The organism is Reyranella sp. GW821-FHT14A01 (assembly GCF_058803965.1).
The window spans coordinates 142,715-160,145 of record NZ_JBXAPM010000002.1 but is presented as its reverse complement, the minus strand read 5'-3'; the positions used below and the strand labels follow the sequence as shown (position 1 = coordinate 160,145).

Here is a 17,431-nt window from a genome sequence, read left to right as displayed (position 1 = left end):
TCGCCTGTCTTCATTAGTTTGCCGTTCGTCCCCGGCCGGGTGCGGTCCAGGGACTTCACGCCTGCTGCGCGTCGCGTTCTCGTAGGTCCGCGCCGCCATGTGGATCGTCAAGCTCGCGCTGCGCAAACCCTATACCTTCGTCGTCCTGTCGCTGATGCTGATCATCGCCGGCATCGGCGCGACGACGCGCATGCCGAAGGACATCTTTCCGGCGATCAAGGAACCGACGGTCACGATCCTCTGGCAGTATTCCGGCTTCCCGGCGGCCGACATGGCCAACGCGGTCACGGAGTGGAGCGAGTTCCTCACCTCGCAGTTCGTCGGCGACATCAAGCGCATGGAGTCCCGCAGCATCTTCGGCTTCGGCATCATGCGCCTGTCCTTCCATCCGCGGGTCGACATCGACCGGGCGCTGGCGCAGGTCACCTCGGTCTCGCAGACCATCCTGAAGAAGCTGCCGGTGGGCATAAACCCGCCCTTCGTGCTGATCTACGATCCGTCGAGCGTGCCGATCATGCTGGTGGCGCTGGCGAGCGAAACGCTGACCGAGAGCCAGCTCTTCGACTACGGCCAGTTCACCGTCCGCCAGGCCCTCGCCCCGGTGGAAGGCGCCCAGCTTCCCCTGCCCTGGGGCGGCAATGCCCGCGTGATCATGGTCGATCTCGATCCGGCGCGCATGCAGGCGCATGGCGTGACGGCCGACGATATCAGCCGCGCGATGGTCAACCAGAACGTCATCCTGCCGACCGGCTCCATGAGAGTGGGCAAGACCGAGTATCTCCTGCAGGCCAACAACAGCCCGGCCTCGATGGAGCTCTTGAACGCGGTGCCGGTCCGCAACAGCGGCGGCAAGCTCGTCTACATGCGCGACGTCGCCAACGTCCGCGACGGCTACCAGCCGCAGACCAACCTGGTCAGGGTCGACGGCCGCAAGTCGGTGTTCCTGTCGGTCGGCAAGAGCGGCGAGGTCTCGACCCTCGACATCATCAGCCAGACCAAGGATGTGCTGAAGCAGATCCCGACGCCGGGCGACCTCAAGTTCACCATCCTGTTCGACCAGTCGGTGTTCGTGATGGGTGCCATCCAGGGCGTCGTAATCGAGGGGCTGACGGCCGCTGCCCTGACCGGCCTGCTGATCCTGCTGTTCCTCGGGAGCTGGCGCGGCACCATCGTGGTGGTGATCTCGATCCCGGTCTGCATCTTCACGTCGCTGTTCCTGCTCGGCGTGACCGGCAACACGGTCAACCTCATGACCCTGGGCGGGCTGGCCCTGTCGGTCGGCATCCTGGTCGACGATGCGACGGTGACGCTGGAGAACATCCATCGCCACACCGCGATGGGGAAGAACCTCATCCAGTCGATCCTCGACGGCGCACAGGAGATCGCCATCCCGGCCTTCGTCTCGACCCTGTGCATCTGCATCGTCTTCCTGCCGGTGGGGCTGCTGACGGGGCCGCCGCGCTTCCTGTTCGTGCCGCTGGCGCTGGCCGTGCTGTTCGCCATCGCGACCTCGTACCTGCTGTCGCGCACCCTGGTGCCGGTGCTGACCAACTACCTGACGCGCGCCGAGCACGAGCATCACGCGCGCGAGCAGGCGATGGCGGCGCGCCCGGGCGCGTTCCGGCGCTTCCACCAGGGCTTCGATGCCCGCTTCGATGCCTTTAGAACGCGCTACCTCGGCGGCCTCGACTGGTCGCTGCACCATCCGCTCTTCGTGCTGGTGCTGTTCGGCATCGCCGTGGTGCTGGCGACGATCGCCATTCCGGTGATCGGCCGCGACTTCTTCCCGCCGACCGACGGCAACTCGCTGCGCCTGCACGTGTCCGCCCCCACCGGCACGCGCATCGAGGAGACGGGCGTCTATTTCAGCCGGGTCGAGCAGGAGATCCGCGCCGTCATCGGCGACGACATCGAGGTCGTGCTCGACAATATCGGCATCCCCCAACCCAACAACATCGTGCTGAGCGACAACATCACCGCCAGCTCGGCCGACGGCGAGATCCTGGTCGGCCTCAAGCCCGTGCGCCGGCACGGCTCGCAGGAGTATACGCGGCGCCTGCGGCAGGTCCTGCCGGAGAAGTTCCCCGAGCTGGTCTTCTACTTCCAGCCGAGCGACATGCAGACCCAGATCCTCAATCTCGGCCTGCCGGCGCCCATCGACATCAAGGTCTATGGTCTGGCCGGCATGGCCGCGCTGCACGAGGTGGCACGCAAGATCGAGGCGCGCCTCAGGACCGTGCCCGGCGCCGTCGACGTCCATATCCAGCAGCGCATCGACCAGCCCGCGCTGATGGTCAATGTCGACCGCGAGAAGCTCGCGACCATGGCGGACGGCACGCCGGACCTGTCGGGCTTCACGCAGGCCGACATGGCGCGCGCCATCCTGATCGGTGCGGCCTCGACCCTGAACGTCGCGCCGAACTTCTGGACCGATCCGGCCTCGGGCCACACCTATTCGCTGGTGGTCCAGTCGCCGCTCGACAAGCTCCAGTCGCTGGACGACCTGGTCAACATGCCGATCCGCGGCAGCGGCGGCGCGCAGACCCAGTATCTCGGCAACGTCGCCGACATAAAGCGCACGCAGATCCCGGCCGAGGTCGCGCATACCAACGTGCTCATCACCTTCGACGTCATGGCCAATGTCCAGGGCGTCGATACCGGCACCGTGATGTCGGCCGTGAACCGGATCATCGCCGAGGTCTCGGTCGGCGTCCCGAAGGGCATCGTCATCGAGCGGGGCGGCCAGGGCGAGACCATGGACAAGGCGTTCGGCCAGCTTGGCCTCGGCCTCGTGGCGGCGATCCTGCTCGTCTACTTCGTGCTGGTGATCAACTTCCAGTCCTGGACCGACCCGTTCATCATCATCATGGCCCTGCCCGGTGCCTTCTGCGGCGTCGTGCTGATGCTGCTGCTCACCGACACGACCTTCAGCGTGCCCTCGCTGATGGGTGCGATCATGACGGTGGGCGTCGCCACGGCGAACAGCATCCTGGTCGTGTCCTTCGCCAAGCAGGCGCTGGCCGAGGGCCAGACCGCGATGGAGGCGGCGCTGAGTGCCGGCCGCGCGCGGCTGCGGCCGGTGATCATGACCGTCATCGCCATGGTCTTCGGCATGATCCCGATGTCGCTGGGCCTCAGCGAAGGCGGCAGCCAGAATGCGCCGCTCGGCCGCGCCGTAATCGGCGGCATGCTGGTCGCCTGCCTCGCCACGCTGTTTCTGGTCCCGGTGATCTTCAGCCTGCTCCGCCGCAACTGGAAGCCGGCGCCCCCGCAGGAAGGCGCGGAGCTTTTGGCGGAGCGTTAAATTGTCGTCCTGAGCGACGCGAAGGACCTGACGGAACGACCGAAGTACTCCTTGGCTAACGTTAGATCCTTCGCTGCGCTCAGGATGACAAGATAACGCGCGCTACCGCCATCACTTCTTCAGCGGCGGCGCCCACATGCTGCGCGAGCCTTCCGGGACCTGCCGGTCCTGCCAGCCGCCGCCCAGCGCCTTCACGAGCGCGATCGTCGTCACGAACTGGGTGTTGGTGATCTGCACCGACACGCTCTGCGCCGTGAGGACGGCGCGCCGAGCGACCAGGACCTCGACCTGGGAGATCAGCCCCTGGCTGAAGCGCTGGGTCACCAGCGACGCCGTGCGATTGGCACTGGCGACGGCCAGTTGCTGGTAGCGCGCCTGTTCGCTGAGCGTCCGCAACTGCCCGAGCGACGTCTCCACTTCCTGGAAGCCGCGCAGCAGCACCGCCTGGTAGAGCGCCACCCGCTCCTGGTAGGCGGCACGCGTGCGCTCGACGTTCAGGGTGATGCGGCCGGCGTTGAAGATCTGCTGGAACAGCGAAAAGCCGATGCCCCAGATATTGCTCGTCGGATTGGTGATCGTCGACAGGTCGAAGCTCTCGAAGCCGACCGACGAGGTGAGCTTGATCGACGGGTAATAGGCCGCGACCGCGACGCCGATCCGCGCATTGGCCGCCGCCATCTCGCGCTCCGCCTCGGCGAAATCGGGCCGCCGCTCCAGCAGGTCCGACGGCAGGCCCACCGGAACGGTCGGCACGGTCCGGTCGAAGGGCTGCTTCGGCAGCGAGAATCCTTCCGGGTTGGCGCCGGTCAGGATGGCGAGCTTGTTCACCAGCTTGATGCGTTGCGCCTCGATCGCCTGGGCCTGCGCTTCGGTGATCCGCAGCGACGTCTCCACTTCGGAGAGCGCAATCTCGTTGGCCAGCCCGCCGCCACGCAACGCCCGGAGCAGTCCGACGCTGTTGCGGTGCAGGCCTATGTTCTCGGTGATGATCCGGTAGAGCTCGTCGGTCGCGCGCACCTCGAAATAGGTCTGGGCGACATCGCCGTTGAGCGTGAGCAGCGCCGTCTGGAAGTTGGCGATGCTGGCGCCCAGCTCCGCCGAGGCGGACTCGGTCTGCCGCCGCAGGCGTCCCCACAGGTCGATCTCGTAGGTGGCATAGAGCGGCACGGCCTTGTAGGCGCCGGTCATGATCGGCGTGTTGGCCGAGATCAGTGCCGGATCGATCAGGGTGGCGAAGTTGGGATTGTTGGCGAAATACTGGCCGACGCCGCCGGCATTGACCTCGGGATAAAGGTAGCTCTTCGAGATCCCCGCGATGGCCTGCGCCTGCAGCACGCGCGCGGCCACGGCCTTGAGGTCGGGATTCTGCCGGATCGCATCGGCCTGCAGGCCGTTCAGCACCGGATCGTTGAAGATCGTCCACCAGTCGCCGCGCCCGATGGTCTCCTGCGGCACGGCCTCTTTCCACGGCCCGGTCTCGGTGAACTGCACCGGCACCGAGGTCTCCGGCCGGACATAGTCGGGACCGACCATGCAGCCGGCCAAGAGGGAGACAGCCGCGACAACGGCCACGAAGGGACGGGCAGCCACGATCACGGTCGCGCGGCGCTCTCGGTCAGGACGCGGACCTTCATGCCCTCCTTCAGCAGGTCGCTGGGATTGTGGACGATGCGCTCGCCCTCGGTGACGCCCGACACGATGTCGATCGTCTTGCCCGAGTCGCGGCCCAGCCGGATCCTGCGGATGCGGACGATGTCGTCCTTATCGACCACCGCGATCTGCGGCCCGTCGGCCAGCACGATGACCGAGGAGTCGGCGACCACGATGGGCGGCGTCGGATCGACCAGCTTGAAATGCGCCGTCGCATACAGGCCGGGCAGCAGGATGCCGTCGGGATTGGGCGCCTCGATCTCGACCTCCATCGTGCGCGAGGTCGTGTCGAGCAAAGCGGCGTTGCGTACGACCTTCCCGCTGAAGGACCGGTCGGGATATTCCCGCACCGTCACCTCGGCCGCGAGACCGTCGCGGATCATCGGCAGGTAGATCTGCGGCATGGCGACGTAAATGCGCACCGGATCCATCCGGTAGACCCGGTAGAGCCAGCCCGAACTGTCGTGGCTGCCGAGATCGATCAGTGCACCGGTCACAGCCTTCGCGCGGTTGCGGGCGCCGATCACGCCGTCGAACGGCGCATAGATCTTCTGGAAGGCGACCATCGCCGTGAGACGCCCGACCTCGGCTTCCGCAGCGACGACATCGGCCTTGCGGGCATCCAGGGCGGCCTGGCTGTTGTCGACATCCTGCTGCGAGACCGCATTGGTCCTTACCAGGCCGGCATAGCGCCGGTACGTGATCTGGGCGATCTCGGCATTGGCCTTGGCCTGCAGCACCAGCGCCTCGGCCTGCTTCAGCTGCTGGTGCAGCTCGGGCGTCTCGATCTCGGCCAGCAGCTCACCGGCCTTCACCTTGGCCCCGATATCGACCGTCCACTTTTTGACGTAGCCGTTCACGCGCGCATAGACGGGCGAATCCTCGTAAGGCGAGATGCTGGCGGGAAGCGCCAGCGTCCGTTCCGCCGGGCCGCGCGTCGCCAGCGATACCTTGACCAAGGGCGGGCCGCCCGCGACGGCGCTGCCGCCCGAGGGCGCCGAATGATCCTGCAGGATCCTCATCCCCTCGACCCCGACCAGCAGGACGAGCGCGCCGACCACGACGAACAGCAGCAGCCGTCGCCAGGCACTCTTCCGGGCCGGAGGCGGAGCCGGAACGCTCAATGGAAGACGCGGCCCGAATCGATCACCAGCGTCTGGCCGGTCGTGCTGTTGGTCCGGCACATGGTGACGACCTGGTCGGCGCAATCGTCCTTGTCGGCGGGCATGCCCAGCAGCGAGGCGCTGGCGTTCTTGGCAACCACCTCGGGCCGCAGGTTCGCGGTGGCGCGCGTGCCTTCGAGCAGGCCCGGCGCCACGCAGTTCACCAGCACCTCGGGCGCCAGCGCCACGGCCATGCACTTGGTGAGATGGATGAGGCCCGCCTTCGAGACGGCGTAGGCGATCGAGGAGCCGGTGGGTCCGAGGCCCGCGACCGAGGCGATGTTGACGATGCGGCCGGCGCCCTGCTTCTTCATCACCGGACCGACGGCCTTGGTGAGCAGCATCGGGCCCGTCAGGTTGATGTCGATGATCTTCGTCCATTCCTCGTAGGTGAGGCCGTCGAGATCGGTGAAGGGGATCGACTTGTTGTAGGCCGCATCGTTCACGAGGATGTCGAGCCGGCCGAAGCGCTTCACCACGTCGTCGACCAGCTTCTGCACCTGGTCGCGCTGGGTGACGTCGCAGGCGAAGGAAGCGGCGGCGACCTGGTGCTTCTCGAGGTCGCGGACGACGCCCTCGGCCTGGTCCTTGCTTTGCGCGTAGACGACGGCGATCTGGCAGCCCTGCGCCGCCAGCGCGTGACAGATGCGCTGGCCCAGCCCGCCATTGCCGCCGGTGACGACGGCCACTTTCCCCTTGAGATCCATTGTTCCCCCACAAGCCCGTGTGTCCGGTATATATAAGCCAGTTCACAGCGTAGCGGAGCCTGCCAAATGACCACCCTTGCCACAGCCGACCAGAAACTCCGGCAGCGCGCACAGCTTGTGATTCCCGGCGGCATGTACGGCCATCTGCGCAGCGACCGGCTGCCCGAGGGCTACCCGCAATTCTTCGCGCGCGGCGAGGGCTGTCACCTGTGGGACGTGAACGGCAAGCGCTACGTCGATTTCATGTGCAGCTGGGGCCCGATCGTGGTCGGCCACGGCAATCCGGTGGTGGCCGAGGCGGTCGCGCGCCAGACGGCGGCCGGCGACTGCCTCAACGGCCCGTCGGAGCGGCTGGTCGAGCTGGCCGAACGGCTGGTCGGGCTGATCCCCCACGCCGACTGGGCGCTGTTCGGCAAGAACGGCACCGACGCGACCACGACCTGCGTGACCCTGGCGCGCGCCGCCTCGGGCAAGCGCAAGATCCTGGTGGCCGAGGGCGCCTATCACGGCGCCATCCCCTGGTGCACCCCGAACCAGTATGGCGTGACCCCCGAGGACCGCGCCCACATGCTGACCTACAAGTTCAACGACACCGGCAGCCTCGAGACCGCCGTCCAGCGCGCCGGCGACGACCTGGCGGGCATCGTCGTCTCCGCCTTCAAGCACGATTTCGGCAAGGACCAGGAGATGCCGGACGCCGCCTTCGCCCGGCGGGTCCGCGAGCTGTGCGACGCCAACGACGCGGCGCTGATCGTCGACGACGTGCGCGCCGGCTTCCGCCTCACCCTGCGCGGCAGCTGGGACCTGGTGGGCGTGCAGCCCGACCTCAGCGCCTGGAGCAAAGCCATCGCCAACGGCCACGCGCTGGCCGCCGTCACCGGCAACGACCGCTACCGCGACGCCGCCTCCAAGCTCTACGTCACCGGCTCCTTCTGGTGCGGCGCCGTGCCGATGGCGGCCGCGCTGGCGACGCTCGACGTGCTGGAGAGCGTCGACGGGCCGACGCACATGCGCGCCATGGGTCAGCGGCTGCGCGACGGCATCGCGGCGCAATCGGCCGAGTTCGGCATCGGCGTGCGCCAGAGCGGCCCGCCGCAGATGCCGACCGTGCTGTTCGACAACGATCCCGACTGCGAGAAGGGCAACTTCTTCACGCTCGAAGCGCTGAAGCACGGCGCCTACCTGCACCCGCGCCACAACATGTTCCTGTCGACCGCCCACACCGAAGCCGACATCGACTTCGCGCTCGAGGCGACGCGCGAAGCGTTCAAGGCGCTGGCGGCACGGTGAGGCCATGACGATAATGAGCGACACTCGGCGCAATACGTGACGCGCTATCGACGTCCTGCTCGCATTCTTCACTGGCTGATGGCGGCAATCGTCATCTGCATGGTGCCTCTGGGCATCGCGGTGAACTATCTGCCCTGGGACGCTCTTCAGGACTTCCTGTTCAACCTTCACAAATCGCTTGGCATCGTGTTGCTGGTGCTGATCGTGATCAGAGTGATCTATCGATTGTCCCACACGCCGCCAGCCTTGCCGTCATCGATTCCCCGCCATCAGCGGCTGGCAGCTGAAGCCGTTCATATCTGCCTCTATGCCATCCTCGTCGCGATGCCGCTCATCGGGTGGGTTGGCACGAACGCCTATGGCGAGCCCATGCATGTTTTCTGGTCGGTGACGCTGCCGGCCGTGACCGACAAGAACAAGGATCTGTCCGACGTCCTGTGGGCTACGCACAACATCCTGGGACTAGGGCTTGGCATTCTGATCGTATTGCACGCCGGAGCTGCGCTGGTTCACCGGCTTGTGCTCCGGGATGGCGTGCTGGGCCGTATGTGGCCGCCGTAAGTCAGGCTGCACAGCTAATTGGGCTTGGCAATGGGAGGGAGCAGGCGCACGCGCTCTGCCGTCCTGATGATTTCATCCCATAACCAGTCCGGGTAGTAGCCGGTAGGCGACAACGGCACCGCCAGGACCCGTTCATTGGAGGTGCACACCCAATTGCTCGTATCGGTGCCAACTGTCGTTTTCCTGAAGCCGAGTTGAGTAAGTTCAGCCGCCAGATCGGCCTCCTCATACAACCCTGCTCTGTCGTTCACTACATTGGTCCTCCAGGACGCATCGGGTCAGTTCCCGCGAAGCTGACCTCCCAGCTCGCAAGCAGCTTCGGCATGTTCAGATAGCTGCCGTCGAAGTCCGCGAGACGGGCGAGCTTCTCGCGATCCACCACCTTCATCGAACGTCCCACCTTCGACAGGAGGCCCATGCACTGCAGCTCCTTGAAGGTGCGATTGATGTGGACGACGGACAGCCCCACGGCATCGGCCAGATCGATCTGGCTCACGGGAATGGTGCGGCTGTCGATCCCGATGGCGGCCAGCCGCGCCGACTGTTCGCACAGGATATGGGCAACGCGCTGCAATGCGGTCTGTCGGGCGCCCCGTACCCTTGCCCGGAGCGTGCCCGCCTCAAGGATCGTCGAGCGCCACAGGACCAGGCCCAGTTCCGGATATTGGGCCAACATCTGCTCAAGGGCACTGTTCTCGACGAAGCCGATCGAGCACTCTGTAATTGCGGCTACAGCGACTTCCGTCGTCGTTGCCCGCAGCACATGCCGGCTGAGATCGCAGAAGTCGCCTGGATACTGGAACGAGTAGATCTGCCGGCTGCCGTCGATGAGCCGCTCGTACAAGCATGCGACTCCTTCGATCAATACCGTCGAATATCGCGACGTCGATCCCGCAGCCAGGATGTCCTCACCCCGGTTGATGCGAGTACCCACCCGGATCCTGCTCAAAAGCTCGTCCAGTTGAACTTCGCTTTTCACACCCAGAGACAGCAGTTTCTGCCGCAAAGGAGCAAAGCTCCCCCACGCCGAAGGCTTCCGCAACGCAGTCATAACGAACCCCACGTTCGCTAGCGTTCCCAAAACCAGTGCCGACCTTCCCAACAATCGGCACTGACCACCTTGTATGTTTCGTTTGTAATGCAAGAATCTCGACAGGGGAAGAGATTTTTATCACTCTCTTCCGAGTTGCAACTCTCATGACGGGTCAGTCAGATTCTGTTGCAATCTCTAGCCACACCCTGGCGCGACACCACCGATGTGGAGATTGCCAAATTCGGAGGCTTGAGCGCGCCGACGTTCTACCCTTGGAAGAGATCCTAGCTGCGCCCGCCGTTCTTCCAGAAGCGGTTCAGCTCGGCCGCGTCGCCGTTGAACATGTTGCGGTCGCAATGGCCGACGCCCTCGACGTGGCGCGGCTCGCTGCCATAGGCGAAGTTCTGGGCGGTCTCGTCGGCGACGTACTGCCAGATCGTCCAGCTCGACCAGGCGTTGGGCAGCCGGGGCTCCTCGCGATAGTCGGCGAGCCACAGAGCACAGCGCGACAGGAGGGAGCCCGGCCTGACGCTCGCGCCGAGCGTGAGACGCCGGCGGCCGTACACTTCGCCGTTGGCCCAGGCGGGATGGGCGTAGAGCATCGGCAACCGACCGGTGGCCTTCTGCACGGCCAGCACGAAGGCCTCGGCCTGGTCGAGGCGCATCGTGTTGCGCGGGTTGGCGTCGTTGGGCTCAAGATCGAGCGCCATCACGGTCTGCGGGCCCGGCTGACAGGCCGACAGGAAGGAAGCCGCCTGCTGCTCGCCCGAATACTGGCGCGTGCCGAAATGATAGCCGCCCCAGAGAAGACCGGCCGCCTCGGCCTGGCGCCGCCGCGACGTGTAGGATGGATCGAACCAGTCGCCGCCTTCGGTCACCTTGTGGATGACGGCGAGGATATTGCTGCGGCGGACCGCGGCGAAGCTGGTGACCGTCACGTTGTGGCTGATGTCGATCACGGCATCGATGCCGGGCCGGCCCGAGCCCGGGGCATAGGCCGAGGACTGGGACGTCGGCTGGCCACCGCAGCCGGCCAGTGCCGGCAGGGCAAGGCCGCCTGCCAGCATGCTTCTACGTGAGATCATCGAGGGGAGTTCCTATTTGGCCTTCGTCAGCACGTTCGTGGCGGCGACGGAAACGCCGGCGCGGTTCTCGGTATAGAAGAGTTCGAGCGTACCGTCGTCGAGCAGCGTGCCTTCGATGGCGGATCCGCCCTGCCCGATCATGCGCACGCGCTTTCCGTCCGACCCGATGACGCCGATGATCGGCTCGGCCTTCGCTTCCGAGGAGAGCGTTCCCCAGAAGCGGCCCTCGTCCTGGCCGTCGATCTTCACCGTGATCTTCAATTCGACCAGGCGATTGCCGTCGACGATCGTCGCCGGCGCGGTCACCGGAAAGTGGGCCGGCAGGCCGCTCACGATGCTCTTGTTGGTCCCCGTCCAGGTGCCCGTCAGATCCGGGCCGGCCGGCTGCGCGTGCGCGAGGCCCGCGGCACAGGCGAGCGAAAGGCCGAGGGGGAGCAGCAGGGAGACACCGCGCATGGTTGTTTTCCTTGGGGGTTGCCGGGGGCGCCATCATGCCCAAACATCGGCCCGCGTAAAGCCGGGCTATCGTCGCGGCAGTCGACAGGCGGAGTCGACGCGCGCAATACTGGCAGGAATGGAATACGACTTTATTGTCGTCGGCGCCGGTTCGGCGGGCGCCGTCGTCGCAAACAGGCTGTCGGCCGATCCGCGTCACAAGGTGCTGCTGCTGGAAGCCGGGCCCGCCGACCATCCCTGGACCCGCATCCCGGTCGGCTATTCCCGGCTGATCACCAATCCCAGCGTCAACTGGCTCTACAGTTCCGAGCCCGAGGCCAGCACCAACGGCCGCCGCATCCCGGTGCCGCGCGGAAAACTGCTCGGCGGCTCCAGCGCCATCAACGGCCTCGCCTTCGTGCGCGGCCAGGCGCAGGACTTCGACACCTGGGCGCAGATGGGCAACCAGGGCTGGGCGTACGAAGACGTCCTGCCCTTCTTCAAGCGCATGGAAAGTTATCCGGAAGGCGACGAGCGCTTTCGCGGCCGAGCAGGCCCGCTGCGCGTCACCAATCCCGAACCGCTCAATCCGCTCTACGCGACCGTGATCAAGGCGGCCGGCGAAGTCGGCATCGCGCACAACCCCGATTACAACGGGGCGCAGCAGGACGGCATCGCCATGAGCCAGGCCACGATCGCCTCGGGCTGGCGCATGAGCACGGCCCGCTGCTACCTCGATCCGGCAAGGCGGCGACCGAACCTCAACATCGTGACCGGCGCACTGGCCTCGTCACTGATGCTCGACGGCAAGCGCTGCACCGGCGTGCGCTATCGGGTCGGCGAGGCATCGCACGAGGCTCGCGCCGCGCGCGCGGTCGTGGTGAGCGGCGGTTCCATCAACTCGCCGCAGCTCCTCGAACTGTCGGGTATCGGCCAGCCGGACCGGCTGCGCGGGCTCGGCATCGAGGTCCGCCATGCCCTGCCGGGCGTCGGCGAGAACCTGCGCGATCACTATGCGCCGCGCACGAGGTGGACCATCGGCAGACGCGGCGTCACCTTCAACGATCGCGGCCGTGGCCTCGGCCTCGTGCACCAGGCGCTGCGCTGGGCGGTCAATCGCGACAGCCTTCTCTCCATGGTGGGCGCCCCGCTGCGCGCCTTCGTCCGCTCGCGCGACGGGCTCGCCGCACCCGACCTGCTGCTGGGCTGGGTGCCGATGTTCACCGAAGCCGGACCGCGCGGCCCCCGGATCGCCCGGCAGTCGGGCGTCTCCTGCTACGCCCATCCGATGCGGCCGGAGAGCAAGGGCCATATCCATATCGTCTCCGCCGACCCGCGCCAGGCGCCGGAGATCCGCTTCAACTTCCTCTCCGCGCCGGTCGACGGCGAACTCACGGTGCGCGCCGTGCGCATCGCCCGCGCCATCATGACGGCGCCGGCCATGGCGCCGCTGCAGGTGGCGGAAGTCGCACCTGGAACGGGCAGCAATACCGACGACGAGATCCTCGACTGGGTGCGCAGGGCCGCCGAGACGACCTATCACCCGGTCGGCACGTGCAAGATGGGGCCAGACGCCATGGCCGTGGTCGACGCACGGTTACGCGTCCACGGCATCGAGGGGCTGCGCATCGCCGACGCCTCGATCATGCCGACGCTCACCTCGGGCAACACCAACGCGCCCTCGATCATGATCGGCGAGAAGGCGGCGGACATGGTATTGGAGGGCTGAGCGTAGCTCAGCTCAGCGCCCGCGGAAGGCTCGTGCGAGCTGATCGCTCAGGGGCTTTACCAGGAACGACGCCACGGTGCGCGGCGTGGTCTGGATGAACGCCTCGACCGGCATGCCGGCCAGCAGTTGCAGGCCCTCGAGGCGGGCGAGCTCGCCTTCGGAAACGCGGATGCGCACCGAGTAGTAGGGCTCGGTCGCCTTGTCGTCCTGCGTGACGTCGGCGCCGATATGGATCACCTCGCCATCGACCTCGGGCGTCGTGCGCTGGTTGAACGCCGCGAAACGCAGGACGGCATGCTGGCCGATATGGATCTGGTCGATGTCCTGCGGCGGCACCTTGGAATCGACGATCAGCGAGTCCGAATCCGGCACGATCAGCATGAGAGGCTCGCCCGCCTGGACGACGCCACCGACCGTATGGACGTTCCGCTGGAACACCCTGCCGTCCTGCGGCGACACGAGATCGATGCGCTTCAGCTGGTCCTCGGCAGAGACGCGCCGCTCGGTCATCTCCGATTTCTTGGCCCGGATCTCGGCCAGTTCCTTGCCGACCTCTGACGCAAGATCCTGGTCGATCTGGTGGATCTTGAGCTCCAGTTCGGCGATACGGCCGCGGCTCTGCGCCAGCGACGCAACAAGAGCGGAGCGCTCGCCCTCCATGCGGGCCCAGTCGCGCTCGAGCGTGGTAACACGGCTGATCGGCACGAGGTTCTGCTTCCACAGCGTGCGCACGCCCTCCAGCTCCTGCCCCACCAGCTTGATCTCCTTGCCCTTGGCGACTTCCTGCGCCTGGGTGCCTTCGATCTGGAGGTTGAGCTGCTGGATCTGCTCCTTGAGCTGGGCCTTCTGGCCGTCGCGCGCCGTGCGGCGCATCTCGAACAGCCTCTGCTCGCCGTTCATCAGGCGCGCGATCTCGGGGTCGCTCGACCGCGACGTCAGGTCGGTCGGGAAATCGACGGTCTTCGAATTGTCGCGCTCCGCTTCGAAGCGGGCCTGGCGGGCCGCCATTTCGTCGAGCGACTTGGTCACGATGCCGAGATTCGCCCTGGCCTGCGTGCCGTCCAGCCGGACGACGACGTCACCCTGCTTCACCCGGTCGCCTTCCTTGACGAGCAGCTCGCCGACGACACCGCCGGTCGGGTGCTGGATCTTCTTCACGTTGGTGTCGACGACCAGCTTGCCGGGTGCGATCACCGCACCGGAGAGCTGCGTGGTGGCGGCCCATCCGCCGACCCCGAAGACGAGGACGAAGCACGACACCAGGCCGATCATGAGTGGCTTCCGGGTCATGGCTGGAATGGATACGGGCTTGTCCTGGGTCATGACGGCTCTCTCGCGCGCACCGCCGGTGCACGAAGGGACATGGGCTGGGCGACGGCAACCGGCGGGGCTCCCGGCTGCGGTCCCGGCGGTCCTTGTTGCGGTCCCGCGGCCGGCGGCGACGCGGCCTTCAGCGTCTCGCGCAAGACGGCATCCTTGGGACCGAACGCCTGCTGCCGGCCGCCACGCATCACCAGGAGCTGGTCGACGGCGGCCAGGGCGCTCGGCCGATGGGCGATCACGATGGCGATACCACCGCGTTGGCGCACCGATACGATGGCCTTGGTCAGGGCCTCTTCGCCATCGTGGTCGAGGCTCGAATTGGGCTCGTCGAGCACCACGAGGAAGGGATCGCCATAGAGCGCCCGCGCGAGTCCGACCCGCTGGCGCTGACCGGCCGACAGCGCCGTGCCGCCCTCGCCCATCTCGGTCTCGTAGCCGTTGGGCAGGCCGAGGATCAGCTCATGCACGCCGGCCGCCTGCGCCGCCGCGATCACCTTTGCGGGATCGGGCTGCGGGTCCAGGCGGGCAATGTTCTGGGCGACCGTACCGGCGAACAGCTCCATGTCCTGGGGCAGGTAGCCGAGATGCTCGCCCAGCGCTTCCGAGGACCATTGGTCGAGCGTGGCACCGTCGATCCGCACCTTGCCGGTGACCGGTTTCCAGACGCCGACGAGGGTACGCGCGAGCGACGACTTGCCCGAGGCGCTGGGGCCGATGATGCCCAGCGCCTGGCCCGCCTTCAGGTTGAAGGCAATGTCGCGGGCCACCATCATGTTGACCCCCGGGGGCGCCACACTCACGGTTTCGACCGCCAGCGTCGCCTTCGGCTTGGGCAGCGCCATGACCTCCCGGTCCTCGGGGATCCGGGTGAGCAGATTGTTGAGCCGGTGCCAGCTCTGGCGGGCCGACACGAAGACCCGCCACTGGGCGATCACCTGCTCGATCGGCGCCAGCGCCCGGGCCGACAGGATGGAGCCGGCGATGATGATGCCGGCGGTCGCCTGCTGCTTGATCACGAGATAGGCGCCGACCGCCAGCACCGCGGACTGCAGGGCCATGCGCAGCGACTTCGAGAAGCTGCCCATGCCGCCGGTGATGTCGCCCGCCCGCTGGTGGGCGGCGACATAACGGCGGCCGTAGTCCGCCCACTGATGGGCGAACCGCCCGACCATGCCCATGGCATGCAGGACCTCGGAATTGCGCCGGCTGGCCTCGGCGAGGCCGTTACGCCGGCTCGAGAGGGACGACACTTCGAGCGACGGCTTGCGGACCTTGAGCTCGGTGATGAAGGTGATGACGACCAGGATGAGGGCGCCGACGGTGGCCGTCAGGCCGAGCAGCGGATGGAACAGGTAGCAGATGCCGAGATAGAGCGGCATCCAGGGGAGGTCGAACAGGGCCGCCGGCGCACTACCGGCCATGAAGCTCCGGATCTGGTCGAGGTCGCGGACCGGCTCGAAGCCGTTCATCTGGGGGGCCCGCAGCGGCAACTTGACCAGCAGCTGGTAGATTCGCCGGTCCAGCGTCTCGGCAAAGCCGCCGGCGATCCGGATCAGGACCCGGTTGCGGACGATGTCCAGGATCGCCTGGAAGCCGTAGAGGCCGAGCGCCAGGATGCAGAGGGCGACGAGGGTCGGGACGCTGCGGCTCGGCAGCACCCGGTCGTAGACCTGGAGCATGAAGAAAGAGCCGGTGAGGTAGAGAACATTCAGGATGGCAGTGAATACCGCCACGCCCAGATAGGACGAGCGGCAGGAGCGAAGCGCTTCCGCCAGTTCGGTACGCGGCGATCCTGCGGCAGGAGTTGGGGCCCGGGTCATGCTGATTGTGACTTCCTTCGTCGGCCGCCCTGTCGTCCCCCGACGGCGGGCCGGCAGGCCCACCTAGCATCGGCAAACTGCGGCTGTCTCTTCTTTTCCGACTGCAAAAAGCCGCTTTGACAGAGATTTCACAGTCTCTACACATTGCGAATGGCAGCCTCTACTTAAGAGTCGCCGGGTTGAGGTTGCGGTGCACCCCAACCTCACCCATCTTCGGGCCGCCGCATATTCCGTGCGATCGCCCTCAAGAGTTACCAATTCAGTAGACGGAAACGGTCAATATGCCTTCAGCACCCCCGGTCGGTGTGGTGATTGCCAACTATAACAATGGCTCCTTCGTGGGACGGGCTATCGAATCGGTCAGCCGGCAGTCCGCCGAGAACCTGCGCACCATCGTGGTCGACGACGCCTCGACCGACAATTCGGATGAAGAAATCCGCAACTGCCTGTCGCGCCTGAACGATTCGCGGTTCGACTATATCCGGCTCGACACCAATGTCGGGCAAACCGGCGCCATCAAGCGCGGCCTCGCGCAGCTGGACACGCCGTTCGTCGGCTTCCTCGATTCCGACGACGCGTGGTACGAGAATTTCATCGAGCGGCATCTGTGCGTTCACATGAACGCCGACTTTCCCGTCGCGCTCACCTATTGCGATTCGCATATCATCGACGCCGACGATCATCTGCTGGCCGGCACCGCCTGGTGGTTCGAACACGGACATCCCGCGAACAAGGTTTTCGAAAACGCCGTCGTGCCGAAGATCGATGCTGCTACCGGCGAATTCTCCTTTCCCTCGAATGGCCGGCTGACCTTCCACCCGCACTGGACGGCGCTCAGCGCCACGAACAGCATGGCGAGCATGATGTTCCGTCGCAGCTTCGTGGACCTCGTGCTCGTCCTTCCGGACAACGACCTCAGGCTCTATCTCGACTATTACCTGTCGACCTTCGCGGGCCTGCTGACAGGGTCCGTCGCCATTCACGACGCGCTCTACGCCTACCGCATGCATGGCGCCAACAAGCATTCGAACGCCTCGGTCATGGGCGGCACCTACAATTCCTCGACCAAGGACTGGGAGCCGATCAGCAATCACATCCTGCAGCTCGTCCAGCGCGTCCTCGAAGAGGAGGCGCCCGCCATTCGCGCCGCGTTCGGGGAATGGCGTCACGCCAATTCGAAGGCGTTGGTGAAGCGTGCCCTGGATGCCCGCTCGAACAGCACCAGGGGCGCGTGGATCCGGTTCGTCGACACCCTGTCGACGAGAGCCCATACCTTGCTCGGCAGCGGCCGTTCGGGTCTGGCGGGACTATTGCATCGCGGGCGCTGAAAG

Annotated in this window: 14 protein-coding genes; 5 read left to right on the top strand and 9 right to left on the bottom strand. The window is 66.3% G+C overall.

Annotation, left to right across the window (positions count from 1 at the left end):
* Nucleotides 1–97: 97 nt before the first annotated feature.
* On the top strand, nt 98–3,304 hold the full coding sequence (locus AC1ROX_RS04545) for an efflux RND transporter permease subunit (protein WP_493122857.1): 3,207 nt from the start codon (nt 98–100) through the stop codon (nt 3,302–3,304).
* A gap of 111 nt (nt 3,305–3,415) precedes the next feature.
* Here the strand turns inward: AC1ROX_RS04545 and AC1ROX_RS04540 are convergent, their stop codons facing one another.
* The 3 genes from AC1ROX_RS04540 to AC1ROX_RS04530 are packed head-to-tail and all read right to left on the bottom strand — an operon-like array spanning nt 3,416 to nt 6,824.
* Nucleotides 3,416–4,894, bottom strand: a complete 1,479-nt coding sequence (locus tag AC1ROX_RS04540) for an efflux transporter outer membrane subunit (RefSeq protein WP_493122855.1) — start codon at nt 4,892–4,894, stop codon at nt 3,416–3,418.
* Between the two features lie 2 nt (nt 4,895–4,896).
* A complete protein-coding gene (locus AC1ROX_RS04535; RefSeq protein WP_493122853.1) occupies nt 4,897–6,078 on the bottom strand; it encodes an efflux RND transporter periplasmic adaptor subunit in 1,182 nt (393 codons plus the stop codon).
* On the bottom strand, nt 6,075–6,824 hold the full coding sequence (locus tag AC1ROX_RS04530) for an SDR family NAD(P)-dependent oxidoreductase (protein WP_493122851.1): 750 nt from the start codon (nt 6,822–6,824) through the stop codon (nt 6,075–6,077). Before AC1ROX_RS04530 ends, AC1ROX_RS04535 begins: the two co-directional genes overlap by 4 nt.
* Before the next feature lie 66 nt (nt 6,825–6,890).
* Between AC1ROX_RS04530 and AC1ROX_RS04525 the strand changes: the two genes are divergently transcribed.
* Both AC1ROX_RS04525 and AC1ROX_RS04520 read left to right on the top strand, forming a co-directional pair.
* A complete protein-coding gene (locus AC1ROX_RS04525; RefSeq protein WP_493122849.1) occupies nt 6,891–8,114 on the top strand; it encodes an aminotransferase class III-fold pyridoxal phosphate-dependent enzyme in 1,224 nt (407 codons plus the stop codon).
* A gap of 36 nt (nt 8,115–8,150) precedes the next feature.
* Entirely contained in the window at nt 8,151–8,675 is a 525-nt protein-coding gene (locus AC1ROX_RS04520; protein ID WP_493122847.1) for a cytochrome b, read from the top strand.
* 14 nt (nt 8,676–8,689) lie between these two features.
* Here the strand turns inward: AC1ROX_RS04520 and AC1ROX_RS04515 are convergent, their stop codons facing one another.
* From AC1ROX_RS04515 to AC1ROX_RS04500, 4 genes are all read right to left on the bottom strand, one after another.
* Entirely contained in the window at nt 8,690–8,926 is a 237-nt protein-coding gene (locus tag AC1ROX_RS04515) for a hypothetical protein (RefSeq protein WP_493122846.1), read from the bottom strand.
* Nucleotides 8,926–9,681: a Crp/Fnr family transcriptional regulator gene (locus tag AC1ROX_RS04510; protein WP_493122844.1), complete on the bottom strand. Its 756-nt coding sequence runs from the start codon at nt 9,679–9,681 to the stop codon at nt 8,926–8,928. The genes AC1ROX_RS04515 and AC1ROX_RS04510 overlap by 1 nt, the downstream gene beginning before the upstream one ends.
* A 311-nt stretch (nt 9,682–9,992) precedes the next feature.
* On the bottom strand, nt 9,993–10,793 hold the full coding sequence (locus AC1ROX_RS04505; protein ID WP_493122842.1) for a glycoside hydrolase family 25 protein: 801 nt from the start codon (nt 10,791–10,793) through the stop codon (nt 9,993–9,995).
* Nucleotides 10,794–10,805: 12 nt separating this feature from the next.
* Entirely contained in the window at nt 10,806–11,249 is a 444-nt protein-coding gene (locus tag AC1ROX_RS04500) for a hypothetical protein (protein WP_493122840.1), read from the bottom strand.
* Between the two features lie 118 nt (nt 11,250–11,367).
* Here AC1ROX_RS04500 and AC1ROX_RS04495 point away from each other — a divergent pair, with 118 nt between their 5' ends.
* On the top strand, nt 11,368–12,957 hold the full coding sequence (locus AC1ROX_RS04495) for a GMC family oxidoreductase (protein WP_493122838.1): 1,590 nt from the start codon (nt 11,368–11,370) through the stop codon (nt 12,955–12,957).
* 12 nt (nt 12,958–12,969) lie between these two features.
* Here the strand turns inward: AC1ROX_RS04495 and AC1ROX_RS04490 are convergent, their stop codons facing one another.
* Together AC1ROX_RS04490 and AC1ROX_RS04485 are read right to left on the bottom strand one after the other, a co-directional pair.
* Nucleotides 12,970–14,280, bottom strand: a complete 1,311-nt coding sequence (locus tag AC1ROX_RS04490; RefSeq protein WP_493122836.1) for an HlyD family type I secretion periplasmic adaptor subunit — start codon at nt 14,278–14,280, stop codon at nt 12,970–12,972.
* The gene (locus AC1ROX_RS04485) at nt 14,277–16,100 is read right to left on the bottom strand and encodes a type I secretion system permease/ATPase (protein ID WP_493122834.1); all 1,824 of its coding nucleotides are present in this window, start codon (nt 16,098–16,100) and stop codon (nt 14,277–14,279) included. Before AC1ROX_RS04485 ends, AC1ROX_RS04490 begins: the two co-directional genes overlap by 4 nt.
* Nucleotides 16,101–16,381: 281 nt before the next feature.
* Here AC1ROX_RS04485 and AC1ROX_RS04480 point away from each other — a divergent pair, with 281 nt between their 5' ends.
* Complete coding sequence (locus AC1ROX_RS04480) at nt 16,382–17,428, top strand: glycosyltransferase family 2 protein (protein WP_493122832.1); 1,047 nt, start codon at nt 16,382–16,384, stop codon at nt 17,426–17,428.
* Nucleotides 17,429–17,431: the final 3 nt, after the last annotated feature.

Coding starts and splice junctions, on each gene's coding strand:
- AC1ROX_RS04545 (WP_493122857.1), top strand. CDS start 98: ATGTGGATCGTCAAGCTCGCGCTGCGCAAACCCTATACCTTCGTCGTC.
- AC1ROX_RS04530 (WP_493122851.1), bottom strand. CDS start 6,824: ATGGATCTCAAGGGGAAAGTGGCCGTCGTCACCGGCGGCAATGGCGGG.
- AC1ROX_RS04525 (WP_493122849.1), top strand. CDS start 6,891: ATGACCACCCTTGCCACAGCCGACCAGAAACTCCGGCAGCGCGCACAG.
- AC1ROX_RS04505 (WP_493122842.1), bottom strand. CDS start 10,793: ATGATCTCACGTAGAAGCATGCTGGCAGGCGGCCTTGCCCTGCCGGCA.
- AC1ROX_RS04500 (WP_493122840.1), bottom strand. CDS start 11,249: ATGCGCGGTGTCTCCCTGCTGCTCCCCCTCGGCCTTTCGCTCGCCTGT.
- AC1ROX_RS04495 (WP_493122838.1), top strand. CDS start 11,368: ATGGAATACGACTTTATTGTCGTCGGCGCCGGTTCGGCGGGCGCCGTC.
- AC1ROX_RS04490 (WP_493122836.1), bottom strand. CDS start 14,280: ATGACCCAGGACAAGCCCGTATCCATTCCAGCCATGACCCGGAAGCCA.
- AC1ROX_RS04485 (WP_493122834.1), bottom strand. CDS start 16,100: ATGACCCGGGCCCCAACTCCTGCCGCAGGATCGCCGCGTACCGAACTG.
- AC1ROX_RS04480 (WP_493122832.1), top strand. CDS start 16,382: ATGCCTTCAGCACCCCCGGTCGGTGTGGTGATTGCCAACTATAACAAT.